Genomic DNA, 24284 nt, shown 5'->3' with positions numbered 1-24284 from the left:
GTGACTCGTGACTAGCGCACAAAAAAGTGTTTAACTATGAACATCAAATTCTCTTTCCGCTCGCGGATGCGGCGCCAGGTGTACGGCACCCAGGAGCGGCCGAACGGCACGTATATCCTCACCCTGTAGCCCTCCGCGACGAGGCTCTGTGCGAGCCTCCTCCTTATCCCGTAGAGCATCTGGAACTCGAAGCGGTCCTTGGCGATCCCCTGAGCCGCGGCGAACTTCTTTATCTCCTCTATCAGCCACGGGTCGTGCGTCGCGATGCCGTGGCGGAGCCCCGTGGTGAGCAGCCTCTTCGCGATCGAGATGAAGGCCCTCTGCACGTCCTCCATCCTCTGCAGGGCTACTCTCGCCGGCTCGCGGTAGGCGCCCTTGCAGAGCCTGATCGGGATCTCGCGGCCGATGAGGGAGAGGGCGTCCTCCGGCGTTCGGATGAGCATGGCCTGGAGCGCCACGCCGATCGGCGTGAGCCTGGTGCGCTTCATCCTGAGTACCATCTCTATCGTCCTTCCGGTCAGGTCCGAGCCCTCCATGTCCACGCGCACGAACCCGCCCACATCCTCCGCCGCCTTCACTATCCGCTCGAGGTTTATGGCGCAGAGCTCCACGTCGAAGTCGAGGCCCAGCTGCGAGAGCTTGACCGAGATGTTGCGGTCGAGGGCCCTCTCCTTGAGCGCCTTGAGCATCACCACGTACTGCCCGGTAGCGATCTCAGTCTCCTCCCTTGATTCGACCTTCTCGCCGAGGTGGTCGACCGTGGTGGAAAAGCCCCGGGCCTTGAGGCGAGCGAGCGCATCGAGCGCGTCCGGCAGGGCGGTCCCTGCGATGAACCTCCTCGCGAACGGCGCCATGAGCGTGGAGAGGGTCCAGCCCACCACGCGCGAGGCGGTCCTGGTTGTCCTCACAGCCTCTGGCATATGGATTTGGACTGCAAAAAGAGCAGCAGGTAGTCGCTGCCGCCGGCCTTGGAGCAGGTGCCGGACATGTTGTACCCGCCGAACGGCTGTACGCCCACGAGCGCGCCCGTGATCTTGCGGTTGATGTAGAAGTTGCCGCAGAAGCACTCGTGCCTGGCCTTCTCTATTTTGGCCTCGTTCCTCGTGAACACGCCGCCGGTGAGACCGTAGTCGGTGCTGTTGAATATCTCGAGGGCATGGTCGAAGTCGCGCGCCTCGATCACGGCCAGCACCGGCCCGAAGATCTCCTCCCGGGCCATCTTTGCCGTGGGGGAGACGTCGGCGATGACCGTCGGCTGTATGAAGTAGCCCTGAGCGTCCGACGCCTCGCCGCCGCACAGCAGCCTGCCTTCGCGGGAGCCCGCCTTGATGTACTCCATCGTCTTGTCGAAGCTGGCCTTATTGACGACGGGCCCCATCCAGTTCGACGGGTCCCTCGTGGGGCCGACCTTGATCCTCTTGGTGCGCGCGACGAGCTTCTCTATGAATTCGTCGTAGACCTTCGCGTCCACGATGGCTCGCGAGCATGCGGAACACTTCTGCCCCTGGAATCCGAACGCCGACGTGACCACGCCCTCGGCCGCCGCGTCGAGGTCCGCCTCGCTGTCCACGATGGCCGCGTCCTTTCCGCCCATCTCGGCGGTCACGCGCTTGATCCAGCGCTGCCCGTTTCTGTGCCTGGCCGCCTCCTCGACTATGTGCAGCCCCACGTCGCGGGAGCCGGTGAAGTTTATGAAGCGGGTCTTCGGGCTCGCCACGAGCGTCTCGCCCACGTCGGAGCCGCTGCCCGGCACGAAGTTGATCACCCCGTCCGGGAAACCGGCCTCGCGCGAGAGCGCGATCATCTTGGCCGCGATCACAGGGGCGTCGCTGGCCGGCTTTACCACCATGGTGTTGCCCGCTGCTACAGGGCCCACGGTCATGCCCGTGAGTATGGCGAGAGGGAAGTTCCAGGGCGGGATCGCGACGCCGGCGCCCAGCGGGATGTACTCCAGCTCGTTCCGCTCTCCGGGCCAGGGGCACTGCGGGTGCTTCGCGCCGTAGCGTATGGCCTCGCGGGCGTAGAACTCGCAGAAGTCGATCGCCTCCGCGGTGTCGCCGTCCGCCTCTGCCCAGCTCTTGCCCACCTCGCAGACCATGGTGGCGGAGAGCTCGTGCTTTCGCTCGCGCATCTTCGCCGCGAGCTTCACCACCAGCCCGGCGCGCTCCTCGGGGGTGGTGTGCTTCCACGAGTCGAACGCCTTCCAGGCGGCGGTGAGCGCCGCATCGGCGTCAGCTGCGGTCGCCTTCTCCACCGTGCCAACGACCTGTTCCTTGTTCGAGGGATCATACGACTTGATCTTGCCGCCGGATTTCACGTCGCGGCCCCCTATCACGAGGGGCCAGGTGCGGTTGAAATCTGCCTCGATCCTGGCGAGGGCCGCCTCCATCTGTTTTCTGTTTTCCGGCCTTGAGAAATCCGTGTACGGCTCGTTCTTGAAAGGGGTGAGCATGGGGATCTCCTCGCGTGGGTGGCCAAAATCTCAACGATGTCTAGTAGATAGCGAAAAGGAAGTCAATCTGAGGAGATGCTAGAACGGCTCGCTGTCAACGGAGTAATCCGGAGCGGGCTCTGCCTTTGGGGCTGCCCGCTTCTTTGCAGGGGCCCTCTTTGCGATCCTGGCGGGCTTTGGCTTTTCCTCGACCTCTGGCGCCTCCAGGGTCCGGGCATCAACATCCATGGAGATATCTTCGGCCTCTTCATAATCGGAGTCCGGGATGGCGGCCTCCGAGGGGGTTGCGCCGGTCTCGACCGATATGAGGTGCTCGACCCCGTTGCGCGTGACCGGCCCCCTTGCTGCTATCAAGACCTTTTCCTCGACCTTAGCCTTAGCCTCAACCTTAGCCTTAGCCTCAACCTTATCCTTAACCTTAACCTCAGCCTCGGCAAAGACCGTCTCCTCGTCCTCCTGCCTGCCCGGGCCCACAGCCCTCACCTCTACCGGGGCCACGCCGCTGCCGATGAGGCCGATCTTCTTCGCTGCGGCCTTGGAGAGGTCGATTATGCGCCCCCCTGCGTAAGGCCCCCTGTCGTTGATGCGGACAGTGGCTGACCGGCCGGTCTCTAGGTTTGTCACCCTCACCGTGGTGCCGAAGGGCAGCGTCCTGTGGGCTGCGGTCATGTCGTTCGGATTGAATCGCTCGCCGTTGGCGGTCTTTTTGCCCGCGAAGCCCGGCCCGTACCACGAGGCCTTTCCGGTCTGGTGGAATTTCGTGACCCCCTTCTGCGCGTGGTAGGGGGCGCAGGAGGGCAGAAGCATTCCCGCGGCGGCGATGAGCGCCATGGCGAGGTGAACCTTTTTGTTGGACAAGCAAACGCCTGACATTTTATCCTGCTCCATGCACATGGGCCGGTTGTCATGCTGCCTTATTCGACTGCTCAGGATAAGAACTTAAACCAAGATAAAGAAAAACGATTGAGATGAACGAGACGACCCTGGATTTAAAGAACTGACTGTGAGTGAAAAAAGCCTAACGCATATCCGCGGCACTGTAAAGGAGGAATTTCGAAATGAGCGAGGCCCTCTTCATATACGATGCGTCCGAGCGCAACGCCGATCTGTACTACGCCACAGGTTTTCTCGCGCCCGACCCTTTTGTTTTCTTCAGCGTGCGCGGGAAGAAATACGCGGTCCTGTCCGATCTGGAGATAGACCGCGCGAGGCGAGAGGCCCGGGTTCACAAGGTGCTCTCGATCAACCCCTTCATCGCGCTCGCCGGAAAAAAGAAAAAGAATCCCACGCAGGCGGACGTGGTGCACGAGATACTCCGCTGTCATGACATAAAGAGGATCAGGGTGCCGGCCGACGCGCCGTTCGCCCTCATGGATGCGCTGCGCAGGCGCGGGTATCGCGTGGAGACCGGCCCTGCGCCGTTCTTCGAGGAGAGGCTCGCCAAGAGCAGGGGGGAGCTTAAATGTATAGCCGCGTCCCAGCGCGCGGTCTTTGCAGCGCTTGCCCTCGTGCGCGATGTGCTTGCTGCCAGCAAGATCAGGGGGCAAAGACTTGCATACAGGGGCCAGACGCTGACATCCGAGATGCTGCGTAAGATGATCGATGTGTTCCTGTGCGAGCGCGGCTTCGAAGTTACGGGCACCATCGTTTCCTGCGGCCGCCACGCGATCGACCCGCACGACGTGGGCAGCGGGGCCCTGATGCCGCATTCATCTATCATCGTGGACATCTTCCCACGCTCGAAGAAGACGCGCTATTTCGGCGACGCCACGCGCACCTTCTGCCGCGGCCGGGCGCCGGACGCGCTCCGCAGGATGTACGAGGCGGTCAAGGCCGCGCAGGCCATGGCGGTCGGGATGGTGCGGCCCGGCGTCAACGGCAGGAAAATACACGAGGCGGTCCACCGCTTCTTCGACGAGCGCGGATATCCCACGCGCGTGAGGGGCGGCCGCAACGAGGGGTTCTTCCACGGCACCGGCCACTCCATCGGCCTCGAGGTGCACGAGGAGCCTGCGCGCATCACAGGGCGCGACTGCAGGCTGAGGAGCGGCAACGTGATGAGCGTGGAGCCGGGGCTATACTATCCGGGAATCGGGGGCGTGCGCATCGAGGACCTGGTGCACGTCACCGGCCGCGGCTGCGAGGTCATCGGCAGGTTCCCGAAGCAGCTCGAGATTCTCTGAATAATTTCGCCTCCGGGTGGCGCCGTGTCGCATCGGTCAGCAGCTCATCTTATCGGAGCGGGACGGTGCACTCTTCTCGCTATCCCTCCTCGCCTCAGACGCCGGCTCGTCGGGGGCTTTCGTCGGCCGGTACTTATAGGCTGCTGAATCCGGCCTCCTCGAGCCACGCTGCGAAGAATGCCCCGACCCGCTCCGTCAAATCGGCACCTTTTCGCCTCCAGGTGTCGCCGTGTCGAGGTTGTCTGTTGAGGAGCTGGCCGGGAAGCGGCGGGGTCCCCATCGCTGCAAGCGGGTCCGTGGAAGCCTCAGCAAACTGCGGTGTCAAAACGCGACTTCCTGCAGAACTTACCACCTCGATCAAAGTTGCAGTTTTGACTCGCAGTTTGAATGAGGAGGGTTCGCGGCCCGCGAGACAGCGAAAGGGGAGCCGCTGGAGGCCCCGCTCCGAAACGGACAACCTCGACGAGGCGATGTGTCCCGGAGGCATTAGTTTATTATATCAATGAATTCCCCAGTCGGGGTCTGGGTGGGCGGCGCAGAGGCCCTGTTCGCACTTTGCGAGCTGCGGGGCGCAGGCCATCAGGGTGCAGGCGTATCCTTCGTCGCACTGGTCCGACATGCTCTCCTTCACGTCGTCGACATGGGCGACGTTCGCGGCGACCACGCGGCCGCCGTTGCAGTGGTCGCAGCAGCCGAGCTCGACGACCGCGCAGTCGCGGTCATTTTCGCATGACTGCCATCCGAACGAGACCTCGTCCACGTACACGCATTCGCCGTCCCGGCAGCGGGGGAAGATCGGCGCGCATGCCATCTCGGTGCAGAGCTCATCGTCGCCGCAGCTCTGGCTGTTTCTCTCCGCGACTTCGCTCGCGAACTCCTTGTTAACCGCGACCGCAAACCCGCCGTTGCAGTGGTCGCAGCATCCGAGCTCGACTATCTCGCAGTCGTCGCCGCCCGCGCACGCTATCGTGTCGCCCGAGAGCGGCACCGGATTGTTCTTGCTCGACTGCGGCGCGTCGACGGGATCGGGCACGCCCTGCATTGTGCCGTCGCACGCCGCGAGGGCGGCGAGGACGAAGATGGCTGACGCGGCTATGGTCTTTTTCATGGGCATGCCTCGCTCTATAGCACAGTTATCGCGGGATTGAAGGAATAGTTGCCCGGTTTATTGGGGATGCCAGACTCCGAGCCACTCCGCCCTGGGCGGCGATTTCATGAGTGTTTTCGACCTGTTGAGGAAGAGCTGCGACGGGCCGTCGTGGGGGTGGGACGTAAGCACTTCGCCGAAGAGCTGGGCCGCGCGCTCGAAATCGCCCTGGAGATAAGCGGAGCGGGCAGCTAGGTAGCGCGGCAGCTGCTGCATGATGACGCCCACCTCCCCGACCAGCTCGTGAATAAGCACCGGCCTTGGGCTCCCGGCGGGGGCGATCGGGTCCAGCGGCCTGAACCTGAACGAGCGCTCCGCGGCCTTGCACACCTCGTCGTTGACCAGAATGGAGGTCCTGTAGGTGCGGTTGAGCGCGCGGAGGAGGGATGCGCACTCGACCGCTGTGCCCGCCACGCCGAAGCCTTCCCCCCCTGAGGGGCCGAGGTCGCCGGCAGCGGCGGGGCCGAGCCAGATGCCCACCCCGATAGAGAGTCGCTCCACCCCGAAGCGCTTCGAGGTGTCCTCCCGCGCGGCGGAGATGGCGTGCAGAGTCGAGATTGCCGCCCTGCAGGCGGCGATCGCCTTGGCCTCGTCCGGCGCGAGAGCGCCGAATGCGGCGAGGCACTCGTCGTGCGACCACGATTCGATTAACGCGCCGCCCTCGAGTAGCGGGCTCGATATCAAGGCCCGATATGAGCGCATGAACGAGCAGAGAGTGCGCGGCTCGAGCGATGAGGCGATGGAGCCGAATCCGCGCACGTCCAGCGCGTACGCGGCGATCTCGCATGGCCTGCCCTCCGGGTCGAAGGCGCCCCCTGCGGCGGTCGCGGCGGTCAGCGACTTCCGCGAAATCCTCGTTGCGAATCTCTCGCCGCTGCGGCGCGCCGGCATAGCCACTGCGAAGATGTTCCATATCCACGACGCTGCGAGCAGGAGGGCGACGGTGAGCGCGAAGTGCGCGGCCGGGAGCTGGATGCCCGCCGCCCCGGCCATGGCTGCGGCCGCAAGGAGCGCGCAAAAGATCAGAACTGCGGATGTGAGCGCGCGCAGGGCCATGGGGAGCCTTGCGATCAGCGCGATGAACGCGATGGCCGCGAGGGCGACCGCCAGGAGCGTCCACGGCATCGAGGCGTACGACGCGAACGGGGGGCCTGCGGCGATCTGCCCGATCGCGCACGAGGCGAGCTCGGCCCAGCTCATCCCTCCGAGCGGCGTCATGTGCATCGCCGCGGTCGAGGGTTCGGTGACGCCCAGTATGACGATCCTGTCGCTGATCGCATCGGCCGGCGCCTTGCCCCTGGCGATCGCAGACGCGCCGATGCGGGATGCCCTGGCCGAGCAGGCTGCGAAGTCGATCGCGAGCGCGGCGTCGTCGGGCAAGCGGATCGCGCGCTCGCCGATTTTCACTCCCGAGGCCCTGCCCGCCGCGTCCTCGCTGATGAGCGGCGTGAAGCCAGAGGACCTGGCCGCCGCGGAGAGGGCGTGCGCCGGATAGACCCTGTCGCCTATCCGGGCGGCAAGCTGCTGCCTCCGGACCACGCCGTCGCGGTCCGGCAGGACGTTTGAAAAGCCGTCGGTCTGAAGGCCGATGCGCCCCGCGATCGAGGCCTCCGCGCCCGCCATCGCGGGCAGCGCGGAGTCGTCCCTGGGCGCCGCGGGGAGGGCTGAGGCCACGATCGCCCGCTCGGCCGCGCCCCTGGTCTTCTCGTAGTCGTCCGGCAGATCGGCGAGCGAGGGGTAGAATAGAAATCCTGCGGAGAGGAAGCGGCGGCCGTCGAAGTCGGCAAACCTGCGCGCTGTCCCCGGATCGATGGCCGAGGCCGCGGCCGCATCGAGCACGACGATGCGCGCGTTGAGCAGCCTCAGCTGGTCGAGTATCTTCGCGAACGCGTCGGCGTTCCATGGCCACGGACCGAGATCGAGGATGGAGTCGAGGTCTATCGCGGCGATGGTCGTCGATGCGGGCTGTCCCCGCGCTCCGAGCGCCGCCGCGCGCACGATGAGGTCCTCGGCTGCGGGTGCGCGGGTGCAGGTCGCCGCCGCGATCAGGAGCGCGAGCGAGACCGCAGCCAGCGCGTGCCACTGTTTGCACCTCTTTATGAGCCTCGCCAGCCCCTTCATCTTCCCCTCTCGAGGACCGCCTTGATCCCGCGCTCTCTCGAGCCTGGGAAATTCCATCGGTCCCCCGATCTAAGGATTGTATTTATAGCGTGTGATCGATAATAAGTCCACGCAGGAGGCGGATCTATGGACAGGATCTTGGAGCAGATCCTCTCGGGCATCGAGGACGCGCCGCTTGTGGAGGCACGGATTTTCGACGGCGCCAGCCTCGTTCTGTCGAGGCATGCGGGCGCGGCATACAGGTTCCCGGGTCCGAAGCCCGGCACGCCGGTCCCCGCCCCTGAGAGCGCCTTAGATATCGCGAGGCTTGGGCTTTCGAGCGACACGGGCGAGGCGTCGCTGGGAATCGCTGCCATCAATTCACTTGTCACGCCCAGCGGGGCTGCCCCGTGCACGGGGAGCGGGACGTCGCTCCTCATGGAATGGGCTGCGGGCAGGGATGTTGCAATGATAGGCCACTTCGCCTTCACCGATAAGTTGAGATGTGCGGCCGGAAAGCTCTGGGTGCTGGAGCTCGATCCAAAGGAAGGGGACCTGCCGGCGGAGAGGGCGGCAGATATCATTCCACGTGCCCAGGTGGTGGCGATCACAGGAACAACCTTTATAAATCATACACTTGAGGGGCTGCTCGCCTTGGCTAGGGGTAAAAGAATAATGATTCTGGGGCCTTCCACGGTCATGTCGCCGGTCCTGTTCGATTATGGGGTGGAGGCCATCTGCGGCAACCACATCGTAGATAATGAGATGATCAAGGCAGATCTGGCCGCAGGAAAGGGGCTCAGGGCTGCCCGTGGCATGCAAAAACTCATTCTAACACGTTGAAATTCAAATATATTAATTTTATGACACTCAGCGTCTTGACCGGAAGCGTTTTTAAGGGTTAAGCACCTGCCTCAATTAATCAATGAGTTAACCGCAGAAGCCCATTTTAGACAGGAGGGATTATCCCCACAAAGTGGGGGCACTATACCTCTAATCAGTGGCTGCCTTTTTTGTTGATACTATTAACTTAATAATAACGACTAGTTAGAGTTTAGAGTTTGGCATCGATATTGCTTAAGTAAAGGGGCATGATGAACAACATAATACATTCAAAGAGACTGCAGATCCTGGCGCTGAACCTCGTGGGCATAGCCCTCATATATGTGGTGAGCTTCTGCTACGGCAGCTCCTCCGCAAAGGCCGGCTGGGCCGGCAAGGACATGGTGAGCTTCTCCCATGAGATCAACAGGGCTGCCGAGGCCCATGACGTGAACCCCGCGCTCATCGCCGCGGTCATCCATGCCGAGTCCGAGTTCAAGGTCAGGGCCCGCTCTCACGTGGGCGCCCAGGGCCTCATGCAGATAATGCCGTCCACGGCGCGCTACCTCGGCTGCCGCAACGCCTGGGACCCGGCAGAGAATATCCTCGCCGGCGCCAAGTACCTCCGCCAGCTCATCGACCGTTTCGACGGCAACCTCCCCCATGCGATCGCGGCCTACAACGCCGGTCCGGGCGCGGTCTCGAAGCACAACGGCATCCCGCCCTACAAAGAGACCCGCAATTACGTGAAGAAGGTGCTGTCCAACTACAGCCGCTACCAGAGGATGTTCGCCTCCGATCCGCTGATGTCGTAAAGGGGCAGATAAAGGAAATAATAAAAAGGCCGACCTGAGGGGTCGGCCTTTTTCTTTATCTGTGCTATAATGACGGCAGGACAGGAGGCGGGCGCGTATGGCTGAGAAGGGTAGATGGGAAAAGGGCATGCAGCACACAAAGAGGGAGATAATCACCAGCTCCTCTGAGGTGAGGACCGAGTGGAAGAACCCCTTGTCCGGCGATCCGACCAGGCTGGTCCATGCGAGCGTCGGCGTGAAGGGGTTTGGACTGAAGGTCGGCATGAGATTGAGGTTCTGACTCGGCTGGCCGCATCATGAGGCGGGGGATATGTCCCCGCCTTTTTTTGTTGCCATTTTACCCCCGCGGGCTGTAAACCCCATTTCCTGAAAAATCCGGAGATATCGATGGCACATAGAATTCCAGCGGTTTTCCTCGCCGCGTTGCTCCTGGTCCTCCCATGCGCCGCTTTCCCGCAGGACGATCCTGAGGAGGAGGGGCTCGACAACGGCCTCATAATAGAGCTCACCGAGGAGGGGACGGAGGAGGAGGGCCCGCCCGCGATAGCCTACGGCGGCGATTTCGAAGGTGTTGTCACCTCCGTGATCGACGCGGCGCACGTGGAGATCGACGGCGAGAGGATGGAGCTCATCGGCGTTCACCCCCCTGCCGGGGGCGGGTGCTTTGCGGAGGAGTCGAGGGCATATCTCGGGTCCCGCCTGCTGGAAAAGCGGGTCTCGTACTCTTTCGAGCGCACGAACGGCCACAGGCGCGTCCTCGGCGACAGGCGAATATATCTCTATGAGGGGAACCGCATGCTCAACTCGGAGCTGATCCGCGCCGGCATGGCCTTTTCCGATCGCAGGCCCTCCTATCCTGAGGAGGAGTCGTTCGTGGAACTCCAGGAAGGGGCTCGACGGCGCCATGCGGGGCTGTGGCGCACCTGCCCTGTGGAGTGCAACCGATTCGGTGACTGCAACACGAAGTCATGGTAGGGTACCCACGCAAGACGGAGTCCCGCAGGACGGAGTTGGTTTGAAAGTTAAAAAACTTGAATTTACTCCGTCTTGCGGGACTCCGTCTTGTTTGGGTCAAAACAAAGGGGGGCAGATGAAACTCAACATCAAGGCGATGGGCCTTGCATGCGCGATCCTTTACGTGGTCGGCGTGCTTTGGGCCTACATCATGGCATGGGCAGGGGTTAGCCAGGCGCCGTTCGACGTGTTAAACGGCTTCTACCTTGGCTGGCTGGGCGCCATAGCCAGCCCGGCTCTCAGTCTCATCATAGGACTCGCGCTCACCTTTGTGGACGGCTTCGTGGCGGGCATGATCTTCGCCTGGCTCTACAACAGGTTTGCAAAGGCGGCATAGGGCCGCTTGATTCGGCAGTTCAACAGGGCCCCCTGGCTTGAGGGGGCTTTTTTCGTCTGGTTGACAAGCGCCTAAATTCAATGCAAGAAGTGCCTCCTTATTCAGGGGTCGTCCAACGGTAGGACACCGGTCTCTGGAACCGGCTATCGGGGTTCGAACGTACAGAAGCTATGATAGAGTGACGAGCGAAGCTCGAAACAAATAGCATTGATCGTCAGAACGAAGTGACAATCCCTGCCCCTGTCCGCGGGGATTCGAAAAGAGATATTTGAAAATTTATTCAGGGGTCGTCCAACGGTAGGACACCGGTCTCTGGAACCGGCTATCGGGGTTCGAATCCCTGCCCCTGAGCAATAAAGGCCCCGAAAGGGCCTTTATTTTTATTTTGCATCTTATTCTTCAACGATATCAACTATATATAAAATCTTTCCCCCTGAGCAACACCGCCCCTCTGTCGGCCGATAATAATAACAGGGCATGCGTGTCCTTTGGCCCCGTTCGATTGCGAGGAAAAGTGGTCGATAACGCGACAAAGATAACCAACCAGGCTGCGCAGTCGGCCGCTGCAGCGAGCGTCGCGGAGGATGCGGCCTCTTACGCCATCCTCAGCCTGGAGGGGCAATACGGTCCCCTCTTCCCGGTCAGCACGCTCGAAGGCACGGTCGAGATCTACGACGCGGGCGGCGAGCTCATCGCGGTCGTCTCTGCAGAGGGCGAGGTCGAGATCCTGTGCGACGATGGGCCGCCGGTCGACGAGGCGCTCTGCGATCCGATGCAACAGAGCTGCCCCGGGCTCCCCGAGGAGGAGCAGTTCACCTACTACGATCCGTGGCTCGAAGAGGACTGCGGCCAGGCCCTCTCCAACCAGAGCAAGCTCTTCTCCGATTCGTCGGAGATATACACGGGATTCCTGGATGAAGCCCCCAAAGTCCCGAAGGTGCAGAGCGACTCCATCGCAGAGATCCCGATATTCGAGGAAAGGGACGACATCATCCCCGATCCTTTCGAGCACGAGATTCCGCGTGACGAGGGGACGAAGGCGCTTGAGAAAGGTCCGGATACGGAGGTCGCATCAAACGTCGCATCGAGCGGAGGCCTTGGAACCGAATCTCAGTCCCAGGTCGAGCCACAGGTGCCGACCGGTTCCATAGCCCCTGCGGCGCAGCAGCAGATGCCCGGGGCAACGGCCGGATTCGACTCGGCCAGGGCCGCCTCAGAGGCGGCGAGCGCACACGCGTTCTCAGAGGCGCGCTCGAACGCGACCGGCGAGATCGAAAGGCGCGAGCGCGGGGTTCGCAGGTCGGTGGAGAACGCGGCCGATGCGGCGCTCTCAGCGATCGGTCGCTTCGTGGAGAGGGCTGAGGAGAGCGCGGGGCCGGCCTTATCCGAGGCGTCGAGGCATATCAGGTCCTGGATTCGAGCAATTTTCTCGCACGGCGGAAATTGCGTGCTGGCAGAGGCGGAGAAGAGGGGGTCGCAGGGCGACTCGTCGCTGGAGGCGGGGCGGCCCCGCGAGAGGGGCGATTCGCCTGCGGTTGTGCCGTTCCGCAACGAAGGCGGCCTGAGCGAAAAGCGAGGTTCATCCGGGATGGGCTCGCTCCCTGCCGGCGGCCTTGCGATGCACGACCCCAACAGCGATCCGTTCTCGATCGCGATGTCTCACATGGACAAGGGCGGCCCCCCTTACTTTCTTCACGCAGCTTCGCTCGGCATGGCGGCCCCGGCATCGGGCCACGGTTCCTCGCACGACAGGGTGCTCGCCGCGCGCTCGCAGGGCGATGCGCACCACCACCACGGCGAGCAGGAGGGCGACGGCCGGGGCGATGACGGTCGGCAGGAATACGAGCCCGAGATCGAAGATGAGGAGCGGGCCATCGCCTGACGCAGGGCCCGATTTTCACACCAGGGCTGGATAAGGCTGTGGATAAAATCGTTGAGCGCGGTCCTTATGCCTCTTTCACTCCCTTTGATTTCGAGTGCCTGATTATCAGGCAGTGATAAACATGACAATCCATGGTTTTGTCTTGTCTTTGCCCCTGTCGTCCATCTTTGACGGGACCGGCGGGCAGGGAATGGAGCTGTTGATAACCGGTGGATTTTCAGTCAGGGAAAGGGGTTCAGAAGAGTTTTTCAAGCTCAACTTTAAGCATCTTCATCGAATCTTCGTTTTCAGTGGGCGCGTAAGATGAGCGGCGTCTCTGCCCCTCCTTTTGAGGCTCGGGGACGAGCATGCCGAACTTCACCAGCGCTCGCAAAGAGGCCGCGTAGCCGTCCCTGTTGATCGATTCGCGGAAGCGCACCCTGCCGAGCTGGTACATGTCGGAGCCCGCCGCCAGCATCGCATCGATGAGAGGGCGCTCCTCGACCGGGCCCTTCATGCGCCCCTCGACGTATCTGGCCGCCACCCAGAGCGTCTCCACGAACGGCCTCACCTGCGCTGAGAGCAGGTCGCAGATCCAGAGCCCGGAGTTGCGCGGCACGATCTTGCCGTCGCCCGAGCGCGCAACGGCTCCGAGCTTCTCGAGCACCGCTATCGATCGCTCCACGTGCTCCTCAGGCCTGCGGCTCGCGGCGAATCGGAATTCGTGGTGCAAAAGGAGCTTGGCGGCCGCGAGGTCGTCGGCGAGCTCGGGGACAGAAGGGGACTGCTCGTTCTTCGCCCGCCAGAGCAGGACCTTGCAGAGCACAGCCGGAGTCACGAGAAAATGGACGAGGCTGTTCCTGAATATCGACAGCGGCACTCGCTTTTCTTCATCCACGGCGATGAACGGTTCCAGGGAGTCGGTCCTGGGGGTGACGAGTCGCGCGCGCGCGAGCGTGGCCAGCGCCTCCTGCATCACCGCCTGCGTGGAACCGGCCAGCGCTGCGGGCACCTCGGCTCCCTTCGCTATCAGGCAGTCGACGATCGCCTGCGAGTTCTGCCGAAACTGCGCGAGGGTGAGGCCTGTGCGGCTCACCGGGAGGATCGCCGCCGCCGCGACCGCGGCCGGCGTGACCACCGCCCTGCGGTTGATCTCGTGGCAGATGCGCCAGGCGCAGCGCTCGACCGCCTTGGGATCGGAGCCTTCGTCCAGCAGCGGCATGGGGGGGCCGAAGCGCACATGGATGGAGCCGTATCTTGACTGCCTCCCGCCCAGGTACCTGGTGAGGCCCACGAGACGAATCCTCGACTCCTCCTTCTTTTTAGCGCCCTCGAGCTCGCTCGCGTAGCCCTTCTGCTCTATCACGCGGTCGTACGTTATGGAGACCGGAACGATCGACGCTCCCTCGACCCCGGCCTCGCGCGCCGCGCGCTTCATCATCCCGAGCATCCCCATCTTCGGGTCCTTGAGCTTTCCGGTCCTCGTGCGTCCCCCCTCGATGAAGAACTCCTGGCAGATACCCTCCTTCATCATCACTTTGAGATATGTGGCCAGGACCGCCTTGTAGAGCGGATTGTCGCGGAACGCCCTGCGGATGAAGTAGGCTCCGCAGCGGCGAAAAATGCGGCCGAGCGGCCAGAAGGAGAGGTTGGAGCCTGCCGCGATGTGAGGAATCGTCATGCCTGCGTGATAGAACACGTAGGAGAGCACGAGGCCGTCGACGTGGCTGCGATGGTTCGGCACGAATATCACCGGTCCCCCGGCGAACGCCGCCTTTGCCGCCGCGAGCCCCTCCTCGTCGACGTCGAGGGACTCGAACAGCCTCGTCAGCGCCCTGCCCAGGACGCGCTCGAGGATCTCGACATAGGCGTAGTCGAGGTCCGCGACGATCTCGCGCGCGTAGCGGTGCGCCAGATCCCTCAGGTCGTCCGCCGGCTTTCTGCGGTCGGCGGCGATGCGGCAGACCTCATTGTCCAGCTCTTCGTCCGAGAGGACCTGCTGGATGAACCACGAGCGCGGCCGAAGGGGCGGGCCGATGACCGTGCGCCTCTGCGCGTTGAGAGCCCCAAGCAGCCGCTTCCTCATGCGGCTCGCAAGCTCCTCGTCGTCCGATGCGTCGCCGTTGGCCGCGATGAACTCGGAAACGGAGATCGGCTCGCCGATCGAGGCGTGGGCGCGGCGCCTGTAGTTCTTCCAGAAGAGGAAGAACTTGCGTATCGCGCCGGGAGACTCCTGCTCGCCCAGAAATATGTCGCCAACGCTCCTTTTCGCCTTGGGGGGCCTGCGGCTCCAGAGGAAGTCCAGGGGGACGATCTTCACCGGCCGCTCGCTCGCCCTCTGGGCCTCGATGATCGCCAGCAGCGCGCGGAGCGGCCCGGTGATTACGAGCTCCTCGTCGAGCAGGTCGATCGGAGGGATGCGGATGAGCGCGCTCTCGCCGCGTGAGACCATCTGCGGGAGGTAGCCGTCGTAGAGCGGGTCGAGTATGCGGCCGTGCCGCCCGATCTGCGACTCCTGAGAGGAGACGGAGCGCAGGAGTGAGCCGGCCTTCATCCAGCGCCTGAGGGCACAGGAGTTCGTGTACCTCGACAGGGGAAGCCCCTTTTCAAGGAAGAGGTGGTTGAAGAAAGAGTACTCGAGCTGGCCCGCGTACTTGGCGATGTAGATGACGGTGGATCCGGCGGCCGCCTCGGCCAGGCGCCTGACCTCCGTGGGGTCCACGCTGACGCGGCGGAAGAAGTGCGGGAGCAAAAGGCGCCAGGCCCGGTTCGGCGACTCGAGCATGGCCGACGGATGGGGGACCGCCTCCCTCGGCTGGCCGAACGAGCCCGGAAATACCCTCGCGAGCAGCGACCAGAAGGGGTGTATGGCCATGAGGGCCCGCTCGGTGAGCGGGCGCTCGTACTGTGTTATCGGCTGCATGAATCGCCCTCCGGGCTAGCTTCGGAAGAGCCTCTTCGTCAGTTCGGCGATCTCCGCGCCGTAGGCCGTGCATTCCTCGAGCGCCTTCTCGTCCGGCTCGCCGATCGAGACCGGGCCGAAGTGACCGATCCCGGCGTTGCCCTTGACCACCATGCCGTGGATCATGAGGGCGTCGATGAGGCTGCGGACCGTGGTCTCGTTGCCGCCGCCGAGCATGCCCGACGAGGCGAACGCGCCGCCCACCTTTCCGCTGAGCTGCCCGTGGAACCGGACGCTGTCGTCGAGGAAACGCTTCATCTCCGCGGACATGGAGCCGTAGTAGCAGGGGCTGCCGAGCACGATCGCATCGGCGCTGGCAAGGTCGTCGACCCTGGCCATGTTGACGTCGGTGAGCGTCACGCTCACCCTGGCCCCTTCGATCCCTTTGGCTATGGCCTCCGCCATCTTCATCGTGTGACCCGAGCGGGAGCTGTAGATGACCAGCGCCTTGGGCATGGTGCGCCTCCTTTCGACATAAGGCCCGATATGATGCAGGCTTTGGGGGGGCAATTCAAGCGCGAAAAGAAAGCCCGCAAATGGCGTTGAAACGGGCCAGTCGCCGTGATAGGGCTCGAGGCCTCATGGGTATCGTTATCCTTCCGAAAGAGGTCGTAGAGAAGATCGCGGCCGGCGAGGTGGTCGAGAGGCCCGCCTCGGTGGTCAAGGAGCTGTGCGAGAACTCGGCGGACGCAGGGGCCCGATCGATCTCGGTCGAGATCGACGGCGGCGGGATCGAGCGGATCCGCGTGGGGGACGACGGCTGCGGGATGGGGCCGGAGGATCTTCTGCTCTCGCTCGAGAGGCACGCCACCAGCAAGATCACCTCGGCCGACGACCTCTGGGGCATCTCGACCATGGGTTTTCGCGGCGAGGCGCTCGCCTCCATAGGTGCGGTGTCGCGGCTCGCGATCGAGTCGAGGCCGGGCGGCCCGGCGGCGGAAGAGGGCGCTCGCGTGGAGATGTCGAGCGGCTCGATCGAGGGCCCCGTCCCCGCGGGGTGCGCGCCCGGCACCGTGGTCACGGTGTTCGATCTCTTCCATAACGTCCCCGCCAGGAGAAAATTCATCCGCTCCGCAAGGGCGGAGTCCGGCCACGCGGTCGACGCGGTCATGGAGATGGCGCTCGCCTTCCCCGCGATCCGGTTCGACGTCTCGGTGGACGGGGCGCGCAGGCTGAGCCTCCCCGCATGTGCGGCGGACGTCGGCGACGAGGGCGCGCGCGCCAGGGTCGAGGCGGTTCTCGGAGAGGATTCATCGGTCCGTCTTCTGCGCGTGGCCGAGCAGGTGCCGGGGCTCGCGGTCGCGGGCTTTGTCGCGGAGCGGGGCAGGTCCAGGGGCCGCGACGTGCACCTCTTCGTGAACAGGAGGCCGGTGCGCGACCGGCTCCTCATGCACGCGCTCACAGAGGGGTTCGGGGAGAGGCTTTCGCGCGGCGCCTCGCCGGCGGCCGTGCTCTGGGTCGAGATCGATCCCGCGCGAGTGGACGTGAACGTGCACCCTGCCAAGCGGGAGGTGAAATTCGCTGAGCCCGGCGCCGTCCACTCGTTCATCTCGTCGGCCCTGAAAAAGACGCTCGGCTCGGCCGTGCAGTCGGTCTTTTCGCCTTCCGGTTCGGCCGTCAGGGGGGGCTGCCCTTCTCCCTGCGCGCCCGGCGTCGAGTCGGCCGTCATGCGCCATGAACATTCAAGGCCCTCCGCCGGGCCTGCGGTGTCCGGCGAGGCGCAGCGCTCGTTCGGCGAGTTCGGCGCGCGCATGCGGCCGCTGGGCCAGTTCGCGGCGTCGTACATCGCATGCGAGGGGGAAGGTGGTGAGCTCGTCATCATCGACCAGCACGCCGCCCACGAGAGGCTGGGCTTCGACGCGCTCGTCGCTCAGCACGCGGCGGGTCCCGTTGCCCGGCAGAGGCTTCTGATCCCCGAGCAGGTGGATCTCTCCGAGGCCGAAGCTGCGGAGATCCAAGAGCGGAGCGAGCTGCTCTCCGCCGCCGGCTTCGAGATCGAGCCGTTCGGAGGGGGCACGGTGCTGGTCAAGGCGGCGCCGGCGCTCCTCGGCGGCGCCTCGACCGCCCCTCTCGTCCGGATGATCGCGGCAGAGCTCTCGGAGCTGGGCGAGCATGTTTCCATGGAGGAGGCGCTCCGGAAGGTCTTCGCCCTCGCCGCCTGCCACAGGCAGGTGCGGGCAGGGGACTCGCTTTCGCCCGAGGAGGTCGCTTCGCTCGTGCGCGACATGGAGAGGGGAGACGTGAAGACCTGCCCGCACGGGAGGCCTGCGCTGGTCAGGATAGAGAAGGGTGAAATAGAGAAATGGTTCGGTCGAAAATGAAATGCAATTGAAATTCCAAATTCCAAGCACCAATGACCAGATAAGCACCAAATTCCAGATCACAAGCTTCAAAGATTGGGTTTGAATAATTGGAATTTTGGAAATTGGAATTCATTCGGCCATTGGGATCTGGTGCTTGGAATTTCATTTTTGGATACAGGGGATACTTTGAGGAAGATTGTCATAGTTTGTGGTCCCACCGCATCGGGGAAGACGGCGGTCGGCGTCGAGCTCGCGAGGAGGTTTCGCGGCGAGATCGTCTCGGCCGACTCGCAGCAGGTCTGGCGCGGGTTCGATATCGGCACGGCAAAACCCTCCGCATCCGAGCGCGAGGCGGTCCCTCATCACCTCATCGACTGTGCCGATCCCGGGGAGCGTTTCGACGCGGCGCGATTCGTCGAGCTCGCAGACGAGGCGATCGCCGGCATCGCGGCTCGCGGCCGGGTGCCGCTCGTGGTCGGCGGCACGGGCATGTACATCAGGATGCTGATTCACGGTTTCTGCGACGCGCCTCCCCGCGACGACGATCTTCGCGCTGAACTCGAGAAGGAGATGGCAGCCATGGGGCCGGCCGCGCTCCACGCAAGGCTCGCAGGATTCGATCCTGCCTCAGCGATCGCGATCTCGCAAAACGACCGCACGCGCATCGTGCGCGCGATCGAGATATACGAACTCACCGGCACGCGGCCCAGCGAGCTGAGGGGCGAGCACGACTTTTCCGAGAAGCGCTATGACGCGCTCGAAATCGGCCTGATGCCCGACCGCGAGGAGCTCTACCGAGGCATCGAGGCGCGCGTCGACCGGATGATCGCCGGGGGGCTTGCGGACGAGGCGCGCCGTCTGCTCGGGATGTGCGGCAGGGATGCGCAGCCCTTCGCCGCGGTCGGCTACAGGGAGATGGCCTCTCACCTGCGCGGCGAGATCGGCCTGGAGGAGGCAGCGAGGCTCATAAAGCGCAACTCCCGCCGCCTCGCCAAGCGCCAGCTCACCTGGTTCCGCGCAGACCCTGAGATCCGGTGGATGGACCCGGCGGACCCAGCCGGGATCGAACAGCTCGTCCACGCCTTCATCCACCCTCAGCCTGAGCCTCAACCTCAACCTTCAGTTTGACATGCCCCCGTTTTCGATGTACCAACTCCGGCAACTTATCGTAAATTCAACAAAATAAGGAGGTTTCAGGTGGCCACGATTCTGGATGTGATCGGACGGGAGATTCTGGATTCAAGGGGCAACCCCACCGTTGAGGTGGACGTGATGGTCGAGGGCGGGATCCTCGGCCGTGCCGCGGTGCCGTCGGGGGCCTCCACCGGCATTCACGAGGCGGTGGAGCTGCGCGACAACGACAAGAAGCGCTACCTGGGCAGGGGCGTGCTGAACGCGGTCGACAACGTGAACACGAAGATCCGCAAGGCGATAAAGGGTATGCCGGTCACGGGCCAGCAGGTCATCGACTCCACGCTCATCGAGCTGGACGGAACGCCCAACAAGGGCAAGCTCGGGGCGAACGCCATCCTCGGAGTCTCGCTCGCAGCTGCGAGGGCGGCCGCCATCTATCAGACGAGGCCGTTCTCCGATTACCTGGGCTCGCTCTTCGGGGCGCGCGCATCACAGCTCCTGCCGGTGCCCATGATGAACATTTTGAACGGCGGCGAACACGCGGACAACAACGTGGACATCCAGGAGTGGATGGTCGTCCCGGTGGGCGCCCCCAACTTCCGCGAGTGCCTGCGCATGGGGGCCGAGGTGTTCCACAACCTCAAGAAGGTGCTCAAGGGGATGGGGCTTTCGACCTCGGTCGGCGACGAGGGCGGGTTCGCGCCCAACCTCAAGTCGAACCAGGAGGCGCTCGACGTGATCATGAAGGCGATCGAGGCTGCCGGCTACAGGCCCGGCGAGGACGTTGCGCTCGCCATCGACTCCGCGGCATCCTCCTTCTACGATGACGGCGTCTACACGCTCGATGCGGAGGCCAAGCCCAAAAAGAGCGCCGAGGAGCTCATCGAGTGGTACGAGAGCATCGTCGCGAAATACCCGATCATCTCGATCGAGGACGGGCTCGCGGAGGACGACTGGGCCGGCTGGAAACTCATGAATGAGCGGCTCGGCGGCAGGGTCCAGATCGTGGGGGACGACATATTTGTCACGAACCCGGCGCGCCTCAAGCGCGGCATCGAGGAGAATATCGCCAACTCCATCCTCATCAAGCTCAACCAGATCGGCACGGTCAGCGAGACGCTCCAGTGCATAAAGGACGCGCACGCGGCGAAGTACACCACGGTGATCTCTCACCGCTCGGGCGAGACCTGCGACTGCGCGATAGCGGACCTCGCGGTGGGGGTGAACGCGGGCCAGATCAAGACCGGCTCCGCCTCACGCGCTGACCGCATATCCAAGTACAACCAGCTGCTGCGCATAGAGGAGCACCTTGGCGGCAGGGCCTCGTTCGGCGGCAGAAAGGTCTTCGCGCGGTGACGGCAAGGGCCGAGCGCATTCAGGAGCAGAGGGTGGACATACTGGCGTATGAGCCGGGGGATCTCGACGATCTCATGGAGATCGAGCTCGCGTCATTCACGCTCCCCTGGTCGCGCCGCTCCTACGAGGAGCTCTGGCCGCTGGACTCCATAGACATCTGGATAGCCAAGATGGGCGCCGAGACCGTGGGCTACTACCTCATCCAGCGGATAGGCGACGAGGCGGAGCTGCACACCTTCGCCGTGAAGCCGGACCGTCGTCGGCAGGGCATAGGCAGCATGCTCATGGAACACATGCTGGCGAAGGCCAGAGACATGGGCACGAGGTTCATCTACCTGCAGGTCCGCCCCTCCAACGCGCCGGCGCGCGCCCTGTACGACAGGCTGGGGTTCAGGCAGGTCGGCGTGAGGCGCAGATACTACCGGGACAACGACGAGGACGCGATGGTGTTGAGGCTGGAAGTCACATGAGAGAGAACATATCGAAAATTGCGCTCAACGAGACGATCGGCGGGGCCGCGGTCCGCATCCGCTTTCCCGTGGACTGGCCCTCGTTCGATCCGGGGCAGTTCGTCATGGTGGAGGTGCCCGGGCGCGAGGTGTTCCTCCGCCGGCCCTTCGGCATAGTTCGGCTTGCCGATGGTCTCGCGGAGATCTGCGTGAAGGTGGTGGGCAGGGGCACCGACGCGCTCTCGATGGCCGCGGTCGGCACCCCGATCCGCGCCACCGGCCCCTGCGGCAGGGGGTTCGCGCTTCCGGAGAAAGGCAGGACGTCGGTGCTCGTGGCGGGCGGCTACGGGATAGGCCCGCTCTTCGGCCTGTGCGAGAGGCTCATGGCTCAGGGTCGCGAAGCGGTGCTCTACTATGGCGCAGGAACCTCCTCCGATCTCCTCTGCATGGATGATCTGAAGAGGATCGGTGCGCGCACGGTGGTCACGACCGAGGACGGCTCCCTGGGGGAGCGGGGGCTGATCGTGGGACCCCTCGAGCGCGACCTCGGCCGCATTTCACGCCCCGCCATCTACGCATGCGGTCCTCACGGCATGCTCAAGGCGGTGGCTGCGATCGGAAGTGCCTCCGGCGTGCCCACGCAGGTCTCCATGGACTCGTACATGGCCTGCGGCATCGGCGTGTGCATGGGCTGCGTTTGCAAGGATGCGAAGGGGGACTTCGTGCGCGTGTGCCGCGAGGGCCCTGTGTTCGATGCAAAGGATTTGAAATGGAATCAGGAGGGTGTCAGGGCGACATAATAGTTATGCAGCTATCGGTCCAGATAGGCAAGCTCGAGCTCAAGAACCCGGTGATCGCGGCCTCGGGGACCTTCGGCTACGGCGAGGAGTTCGCGGAGTCGTTCTACGAAATAGCGAAGCTGGGCGCAGTCGTCACAAAGGGGATCTCTCTCGAGCCGCGCGCCGGCAACGAGATGCCCCGCGTGATCGAGACCGCCGCCGGCATGATAAACGCGATCGGGCTGGCGAACGTGGGGCTCCATGCGTTCGTCTCGGAGAAGCTCCCGTTTCTCGTGAAGCAGAGGGCGGTCGTGATCGCCAACATCCTCGGCTCCACGGTCGAGGAGTACGCGAAGGTGGCGGAGGGGCTCGCCCCCCACGAGGGCGTTGCGGCGATCGAACTCAACATCTCCTGCCCCAACGTGAGCTGCGGCGGGATCGCGTTCGGCATCGATCCAAAGGCTGCGGCGGGCGTGACGGGGGCGGTGCGAAAGGCGTTCCCGCGCACGCTGATCGTGAAGCTCAGCCCCCAGGCCGCATCGATCCCGGAGATGGCGCGCGCGGTCGAGTCGGCCGGCGCCGACGCGATCTCCCTCATCAATACGATCCCGGCGATGGCGATAGACGCCAAGGCGCGCAGGCCCGTGCTCGCGAACGTCACGGGGGGCTTATCGGGGCCGGCCGTCAAGCCGATCGCACTCCGCATGGTACATGAGGCGGCGTGCGCGGTGAAGATCCCGGTCGTCGGGATCGGCGGCATAATGACCGCCGAGGACGCGATCGAGTTCATGCTCGCCGGCGCCACCGCCGTGCAGGTGGGGACCGCGAACTTCGTTGCCCCCATGGCCGCGGTCGAGATCGTCGGGGGGATCGAGAAGTGGTGCCGCGACGAAAAGGTCGCGAGGGTGTCGGATCTCGTGGGTGCACTTGAACTACCGTAACTGGCCACTCGTAACTGGAGCGGTCACGCCAGTCACCAGTCACCAGTCACTAGTCACGGAATGCAGACACACAAACTCATTGCAGACAAGGCTGATGCCGGCGCGCGGCTCGACGCCTTTGTCGCGGCGCACGTGCCCGGCCTCACCCGCTCCCAGGCCAAGCGCCTGATCGACGAGGGGCTGGTCGAGGTGGGCGGCAATGCGGCCAAGCCGTCGCACGAGGTGAGGGAGGGCGAGGAGATCGAGGTGAGTGTGCCGTCGCCCGTTGAGCCCTCGGCGATTCCGCAGGATATCCCGCTGGATATCATCTTCGAAGACGCGGACATCATAGTGGTCAACAAGCCGGCAGGGCTCGTCGTGCATCCTGCAGCAGGACACCCCGACGGCACGCTCGTGAACGCTCTTCTTGCGCACTGCAGCGACCTCTCGGGAGTGGGCGGTGAGCTCAAGGCCGGCATCGTGCACCGCCTCGACGTGGGGACCAGCGGCGCGATCGTCGCGGCCAAGAACGACGCCGCGCATGTGGCTCTCCAGAAGCAGTTCCAGGCGCGGACCGTGGAGAAGATCTACTGCGCGCTGGCGCTCGGCGCGATGAACGGGGACAGGGGCTCCTTCGACTCAGCGCTGGGGAGACATCGCACCGAGCGCAAGCGGATATCGTCGCACACGCGAAAGGGCAGGGAGGCGCTGACCGAATGGCGCGCCATGGAGCGCTTCGGCACGCAGCTCACCTGGGTGGAGATAAACCTGAAGACCGGCCGCACGCACCAGATACGCGCGCATTTTGCCGAGGCCGGGCACGCGCTCGTGGGCGATCCGCTCTACGGCGGGGAGCGGAAGTTGATGAGGATAATTGATGCAAAGGCGCGCGGGCTTGTGGCGGCGCTCGATAGGCCGGCGCTGCACTCCTGGAAGCTTGCGATCGACCACCCGCGAACCGGCGAGCGGATGCAGTTCGTCGCCCCGCTGCCTCGAGATATAAAAGAGTTGTTGGAAAATTTGAGAAAACTGTATTGCTAGTCGGCAGACGGGACGATTCGTGGCGCTCTTCTCGCTACGCTCGTCGCCTCAGGCGCCGGCTCCTCGCTGGGCCACGTCGGCCGGAATATAACAGGCTACGGCACCCGGCCTCCGTGAGCCCCGCTGCGAAGATCGCCACGAATCGTCCCGTCAAAACGATACTAATTATTATGGTTAATGTCATTAAATCGAAACTTTTGGCTGCTCTTTCAGGTGTCGAGCACGGCTTCGGCGTGGGGCCGTGCGAGATAGGCGACATGGTGGGCCCCAAGATGCGCGTCTTTCGCACGGATCAGATCCACGGCAAGCGCGTGGTGCGCCTGGAAGAGGTGAAAGACGACGGAGTTATCGAGGCCGATGCGTTTATCACGAACCGGCCCGGCGTCGTGTGCCACGTCCGCACAGCCGACTGCGTGCCGATACTCATAGCTGACCCGAAGAAAAATGCGATCGCGGCTGTGCACGCCGGGTGGCGGGGGACTGCGCTGGATGTTGCGGGCGAGTCGATCCGCGGGATGAATCGAGCCTACGGCACCGATCCGGCCGACTGCGTTGCTGCGATAGGTCCCTGCATATGCGGCCCCTGTTACGAAGTGGGCAGAGAGGTTG

General features: G+C 63.9%; 22 protein-coding genes and 2 tRNA genes. 17 read left to right on the top strand and 7 right to left on the bottom strand.

Going from position 1 to position 24284, the window contains the following annotated elements; translation table 11 throughout:
* Window positions 1-11: 11 nt before the first annotated feature.
* The 3 genes from JXA24_03595 to JXA24_03585 form a co-directional block, all read right to left on the bottom strand.
* Entirely contained in the window at window positions 12-920 is a 909-nt protein-coding gene (locus JXA24_03595; protein ID MBN1282838.1) for a proline dehydrogenase family protein, read from the bottom strand.
* Window positions 905-2452, bottom strand: coding sequence for an L-glutamate gamma-semialdehyde dehydrogenase (gene pruA / locus JXA24_03590; protein ID MBN1282837.1), 1548 nt, complete (start codon window positions 2450-2452; stop codon window positions 905-907). Before pruA ends, JXA24_03595 begins: the two co-directional genes overlap by 16 nt.
* A 78-nt stretch (window positions 2453-2530) precedes the next feature.
* Entirely contained in the window at window positions 2531-3346 is an 816-nt protein-coding gene (locus JXA24_03585) for a septal ring lytic transglycosylase RlpA family protein (protein MBN1282836.1), read from the bottom strand.
* A 164-nt stretch (window positions 3347-3510) separates the two neighbouring features.
* Between JXA24_03585 and JXA24_03580 the strand changes: the two genes are divergently transcribed.
* A complete protein-coding gene (locus tag JXA24_03580; protein ID MBN1282835.1) occupies window positions 3511-4635 on the top strand; it encodes an aminopeptidase P family protein in 1125 nt (374 codons plus the stop codon).
* A 499-nt stretch (window positions 4636-5134) separates the two neighbouring features.
* On the opposite strand, the gene JXA24_03575 is transcribed toward JXA24_03580, so the two are convergent.
* Both JXA24_03575 and JXA24_03570 read right to left on the bottom strand, forming a co-directional pair.
* Entirely contained in the window at window positions 5135-5743 is a 609-nt protein-coding gene (locus tag JXA24_03575) for a hypothetical protein (GenBank protein ID MBN1282834.1), read from the bottom strand.
* 57 nt (window positions 5744-5800) lie between these two features.
* Entirely contained in the window at window positions 5801-7903 is a 2103-nt protein-coding gene (locus JXA24_03570) for a CHASE2 domain-containing protein (protein ID MBN1282833.1), read from the bottom strand.
* Window positions 7904-8029: 126 nt separating this feature from the next.
* Between JXA24_03570 and JXA24_03565 the strand changes: the two genes are divergently transcribed.
* From JXA24_03565 to JXA24_03530, 8 genes are all read left to right on the top strand, one after another.
* Window positions 8030-8725: a hypothetical protein gene (locus tag JXA24_03565; GenBank protein MBN1282832.1), complete on the top strand. Its 696-nt coding sequence runs from the start codon at window positions 8030-8032 to the stop codon at window positions 8723-8725.
* A 251-nt stretch (window positions 8726-8976) separates the two neighbouring features.
* Complete coding sequence (locus JXA24_03560) at window positions 8977-9519, top strand: lytic transglycosylase domain-containing protein (protein ID MBN1282831.1); 543 nt, start codon at window positions 8977-8979, stop codon at window positions 9517-9519.
* A gap of 97 nt (window positions 9520-9616) precedes the next feature.
* Window positions 9617-9799, top strand: coding sequence for a hypothetical protein (locus JXA24_03555; GenBank protein MBN1282830.1), 183 nt, complete (start codon window positions 9617-9619; stop codon window positions 9797-9799).
* Window positions 9800-9906: 107 nt separating this feature from the next.
* On the top strand, window positions 9907-10494 hold the full coding sequence (locus tag JXA24_03550; GenBank protein ID MBN1282829.1) for a thermonuclease family protein: 588 nt from the start codon (window positions 9907-9909) through the stop codon (window positions 10492-10494).
* Window positions 10495-10609: 115 nt separating this feature from the next.
* On the top strand, window positions 10610-10870 hold the full coding sequence (locus tag JXA24_03545; GenBank protein MBN1282828.1) for a hypothetical protein: 261 nt from the start codon (window positions 10610-10612) through the stop codon (window positions 10868-10870).
* Between the two features lie 102 nt (window positions 10871-10972).
* Window positions 10973-11115, top strand: a tRNA-Gln gene (locus tag JXA24_03540).
* Between the two features lie 35 nt (window positions 11116-11150).
* Window positions 11151-11221: transfer RNA gene (locus JXA24_03535), tRNA-Gln, on the top strand.
* 163 nt (window positions 11222-11384) lie between these two features.
* Window positions 11385-12752: a hypothetical protein gene (locus JXA24_03530; protein MBN1282827.1), complete on the top strand. Its 1368-nt coding sequence runs from the start codon at window positions 11385-11387 to the stop codon at window positions 12750-12752.
* A 235-nt stretch (window positions 12753-12987) separates the two neighbouring features.
* Here the strand turns inward: JXA24_03530 and JXA24_03525 are convergent, their stop codons facing one another.
* Together JXA24_03525 and JXA24_03520 are read right to left on the bottom strand one after the other, a co-directional pair.
* Entirely contained in the window at window positions 12988-15654 is a 2667-nt protein-coding gene (locus JXA24_03525; GenBank protein ID MBN1282826.1) for a 1-acyl-sn-glycerol-3-phosphate acyltransferase, read from the bottom strand.
* A gap of 15 nt (window positions 15655-15669) precedes the next feature.
* Complete coding sequence (locus JXA24_03520) at window positions 15670-16149, bottom strand: NAD(P)H-dependent oxidoreductase (protein MBN1282825.1); 480 nt, start codon at window positions 16147-16149, stop codon at window positions 15670-15672.
* A 125-nt stretch (window positions 16150-16274) separates the two neighbouring features.
* Between JXA24_03520 and mutL the strand changes: the two genes are divergently transcribed.
* The 8 genes from mutL to JXA24_03480 all read left to right on the top strand — a co-directional run.
* The gene (gene mutL, locus JXA24_03515) at window positions 16275-18014 is read left to right on the top strand and encodes a DNA mismatch repair endonuclease MutL (protein ID MBN1282824.1); all 1740 of its coding nucleotides are present in this window, start codon (window positions 16275-16277) and stop codon (window positions 18012-18014) included.
* A gap of 168 nt (window positions 18015-18182) precedes the next feature.
* Window positions 18183-19124: a tRNA (adenosine(37)-N6)-dimethylallyltransferase MiaA gene (gene miaA / locus JXA24_03510; protein MBN1282823.1), complete on the top strand. Its 942-nt coding sequence runs from the start codon at window positions 18183-18185 to the stop codon at window positions 19122-19124.
* Between the two features lie 69 nt (window positions 19125-19193).
* Window positions 19194-20486 carry a phosphopyruvate hydratase gene (eno, locus tag JXA24_03505; GenBank protein MBN1282822.1) on the top strand — a complete coding sequence of 431 codons (1293 nt, stop codon included), beginning with the start codon at window positions 19194-19196 and terminating at the stop codon, window positions 20484-20486.
* A gap of 32 nt (window positions 20487-20518) precedes the next feature.
* The gene (rimI, locus tag JXA24_03500; protein ID MBN1282821.1) at window positions 20519-20956 is read left to right on the top strand and encodes a ribosomal protein S18-alanine N-acetyltransferase; all 438 of its coding nucleotides are present in this window, start codon (window positions 20519-20521) and stop codon (window positions 20954-20956) included.
* Window positions 20953-21735: a dihydroorotate dehydrogenase electron transfer subunit gene (locus JXA24_03495; protein MBN1282820.1), complete on the top strand. Its 783-nt coding sequence runs from the start codon at window positions 20953-20955 to the stop codon at window positions 21733-21735. Before rimI ends, JXA24_03495 begins: the two co-directional genes overlap by 4 nt.
* Window positions 21736-21740: 5 nt before the next feature.
* Window positions 21741-22655 (top strand): dihydroorotate dehydrogenase, encoded by a 915-nt coding sequence (locus tag JXA24_03490; protein MBN1282819.1) that lies wholly within the window; start codon window positions 21741-21743, stop codon window positions 22653-22655.
* Window positions 22656-22715: 60 nt separating this feature from the next.
* Window positions 22716-23675 (top strand): RluA family pseudouridine synthase, encoded by a 960-nt coding sequence (locus tag JXA24_03485; GenBank protein MBN1282818.1) that lies wholly within the window; start codon window positions 22716-22718, stop codon window positions 23673-23675.
* A 197-nt stretch (window positions 23676-23872) separates the two neighbouring features.
* Window positions 23873-24284: laccase domain-containing protein (locus tag JXA24_03480; GenBank protein MBN1282817.1), on the top strand; the 412-nt coding region annotated here is incomplete at its 3' end.

The organism is Pseudomonadota bacterium (assembly GCA_016927275.1).
Classification (GTDB): Bacteria; UBA10199; UBA10199; order 2-02-FULL-44-16; family JAAZCA01; genus JAFGMW01.
The sequence above is the reverse complement of the archived record's forward strand: the minus strand, read 5'-3'. Positions and strand labels throughout refer to the sequence as shown.

Bases quoted from the DNA above. Each gene is read 5' to 3' on its own strand.
- JXA24_03595 (MBN1282838.1), bottom strand. From the start codon at position 920: ATGCCAGAGGCTGTGAGGACAACCAGGACCGCCTCGCGCGTGGTGGGC.
- pruA (MBN1282837.1), bottom strand. From the start codon at position 2,452: ATGCTCACCCCTTTCAAGAACGAGCCGTACACGGATTTCTCAAGGCCG.
- JXA24_03585 (MBN1282836.1), bottom strand. From the start codon at position 3,346: ATGTGCATGGAGCAGGATAAAATGTCAGGCGTTTGCTTGTCCAACAAA.
- JXA24_03580 (MBN1282835.1), top strand. From the start codon at position 3,511: ATGAGCGAGGCCCTCTTCATATACGATGCGTCCGAGCGCAACGCCGAT.
- JXA24_03575 (MBN1282834.1), bottom strand. From the start codon at position 5,743: ATGAAAAAGACCATAGCCGCGTCAGCCATCTTCGTCCTCGCCGCCCTC.
- JXA24_03570 (MBN1282833.1), bottom strand. From the start codon at position 7,903: ATGAAGGGGCTGGCGAGGCTCATAAAGAGGTGCAAACAGTGGCACGCG.
- JXA24_03565 (MBN1282832.1), top strand. From the start codon at position 8,030: ATGGACAGGATCTTGGAGCAGATCCTCTCGGGCATCGAGGACGCGCCG.
- JXA24_03560 (MBN1282831.1), top strand. From the start codon at position 8,977: ATGAACAACATAATACATTCAAAGAGACTGCAGATCCTGGCGCTGAAC.
- JXA24_03555 (MBN1282830.1), top strand. From the start codon at position 9,617: ATGGCTGAGAAGGGTAGATGGGAAAAGGGCATGCAGCACACAAAGAGG.
- JXA24_03550 (MBN1282829.1), top strand. From the start codon at position 9,907: ATGGCACATAGAATTCCAGCGGTTTTCCTCGCCGCGTTGCTCCTGGTC.
- JXA24_03545 (MBN1282828.1), top strand. From the start codon at position 10,610: ATGAAACTCAACATCAAGGCGATGGGCCTTGCATGCGCGATCCTTTAC.
- JXA24_03525 (MBN1282826.1), bottom strand. From the start codon at position 15,654: ATGCAGCCGATAACACAGTACGAGCGCCCGCTCACCGAGCGGGCCCTC.
- JXA24_03520 (MBN1282825.1), bottom strand. From the start codon at position 16,149: ATGCCCAAGGCGCTGGTCATCTACAGCTCCCGCTCGGGTCACACGATG.
- mutL (MBN1282824.1), top strand. From the start codon at position 16,275: ATGGGTATCGTTATCCTTCCGAAAGAGGTCGTAGAGAAGATCGCGGCC.
- JXA24_03495 (MBN1282820.1), top strand. From the start codon at position 20,953: ATGAGAGAGAACATATCGAAAATTGCGCTCAACGAGACGATCGGCGGG.
- JXA24_03490 (MBN1282819.1), top strand. From the start codon at position 21,741: ATGCAGCTATCGGTCCAGATAGGCAAGCTCGAGCTCAAGAACCCGGTG.
- JXA24_03485 (MBN1282818.1), top strand. From the start codon at position 22,716: ATGCAGACACACAAACTCATTGCAGACAAGGCTGATGCCGGCGCGCGG.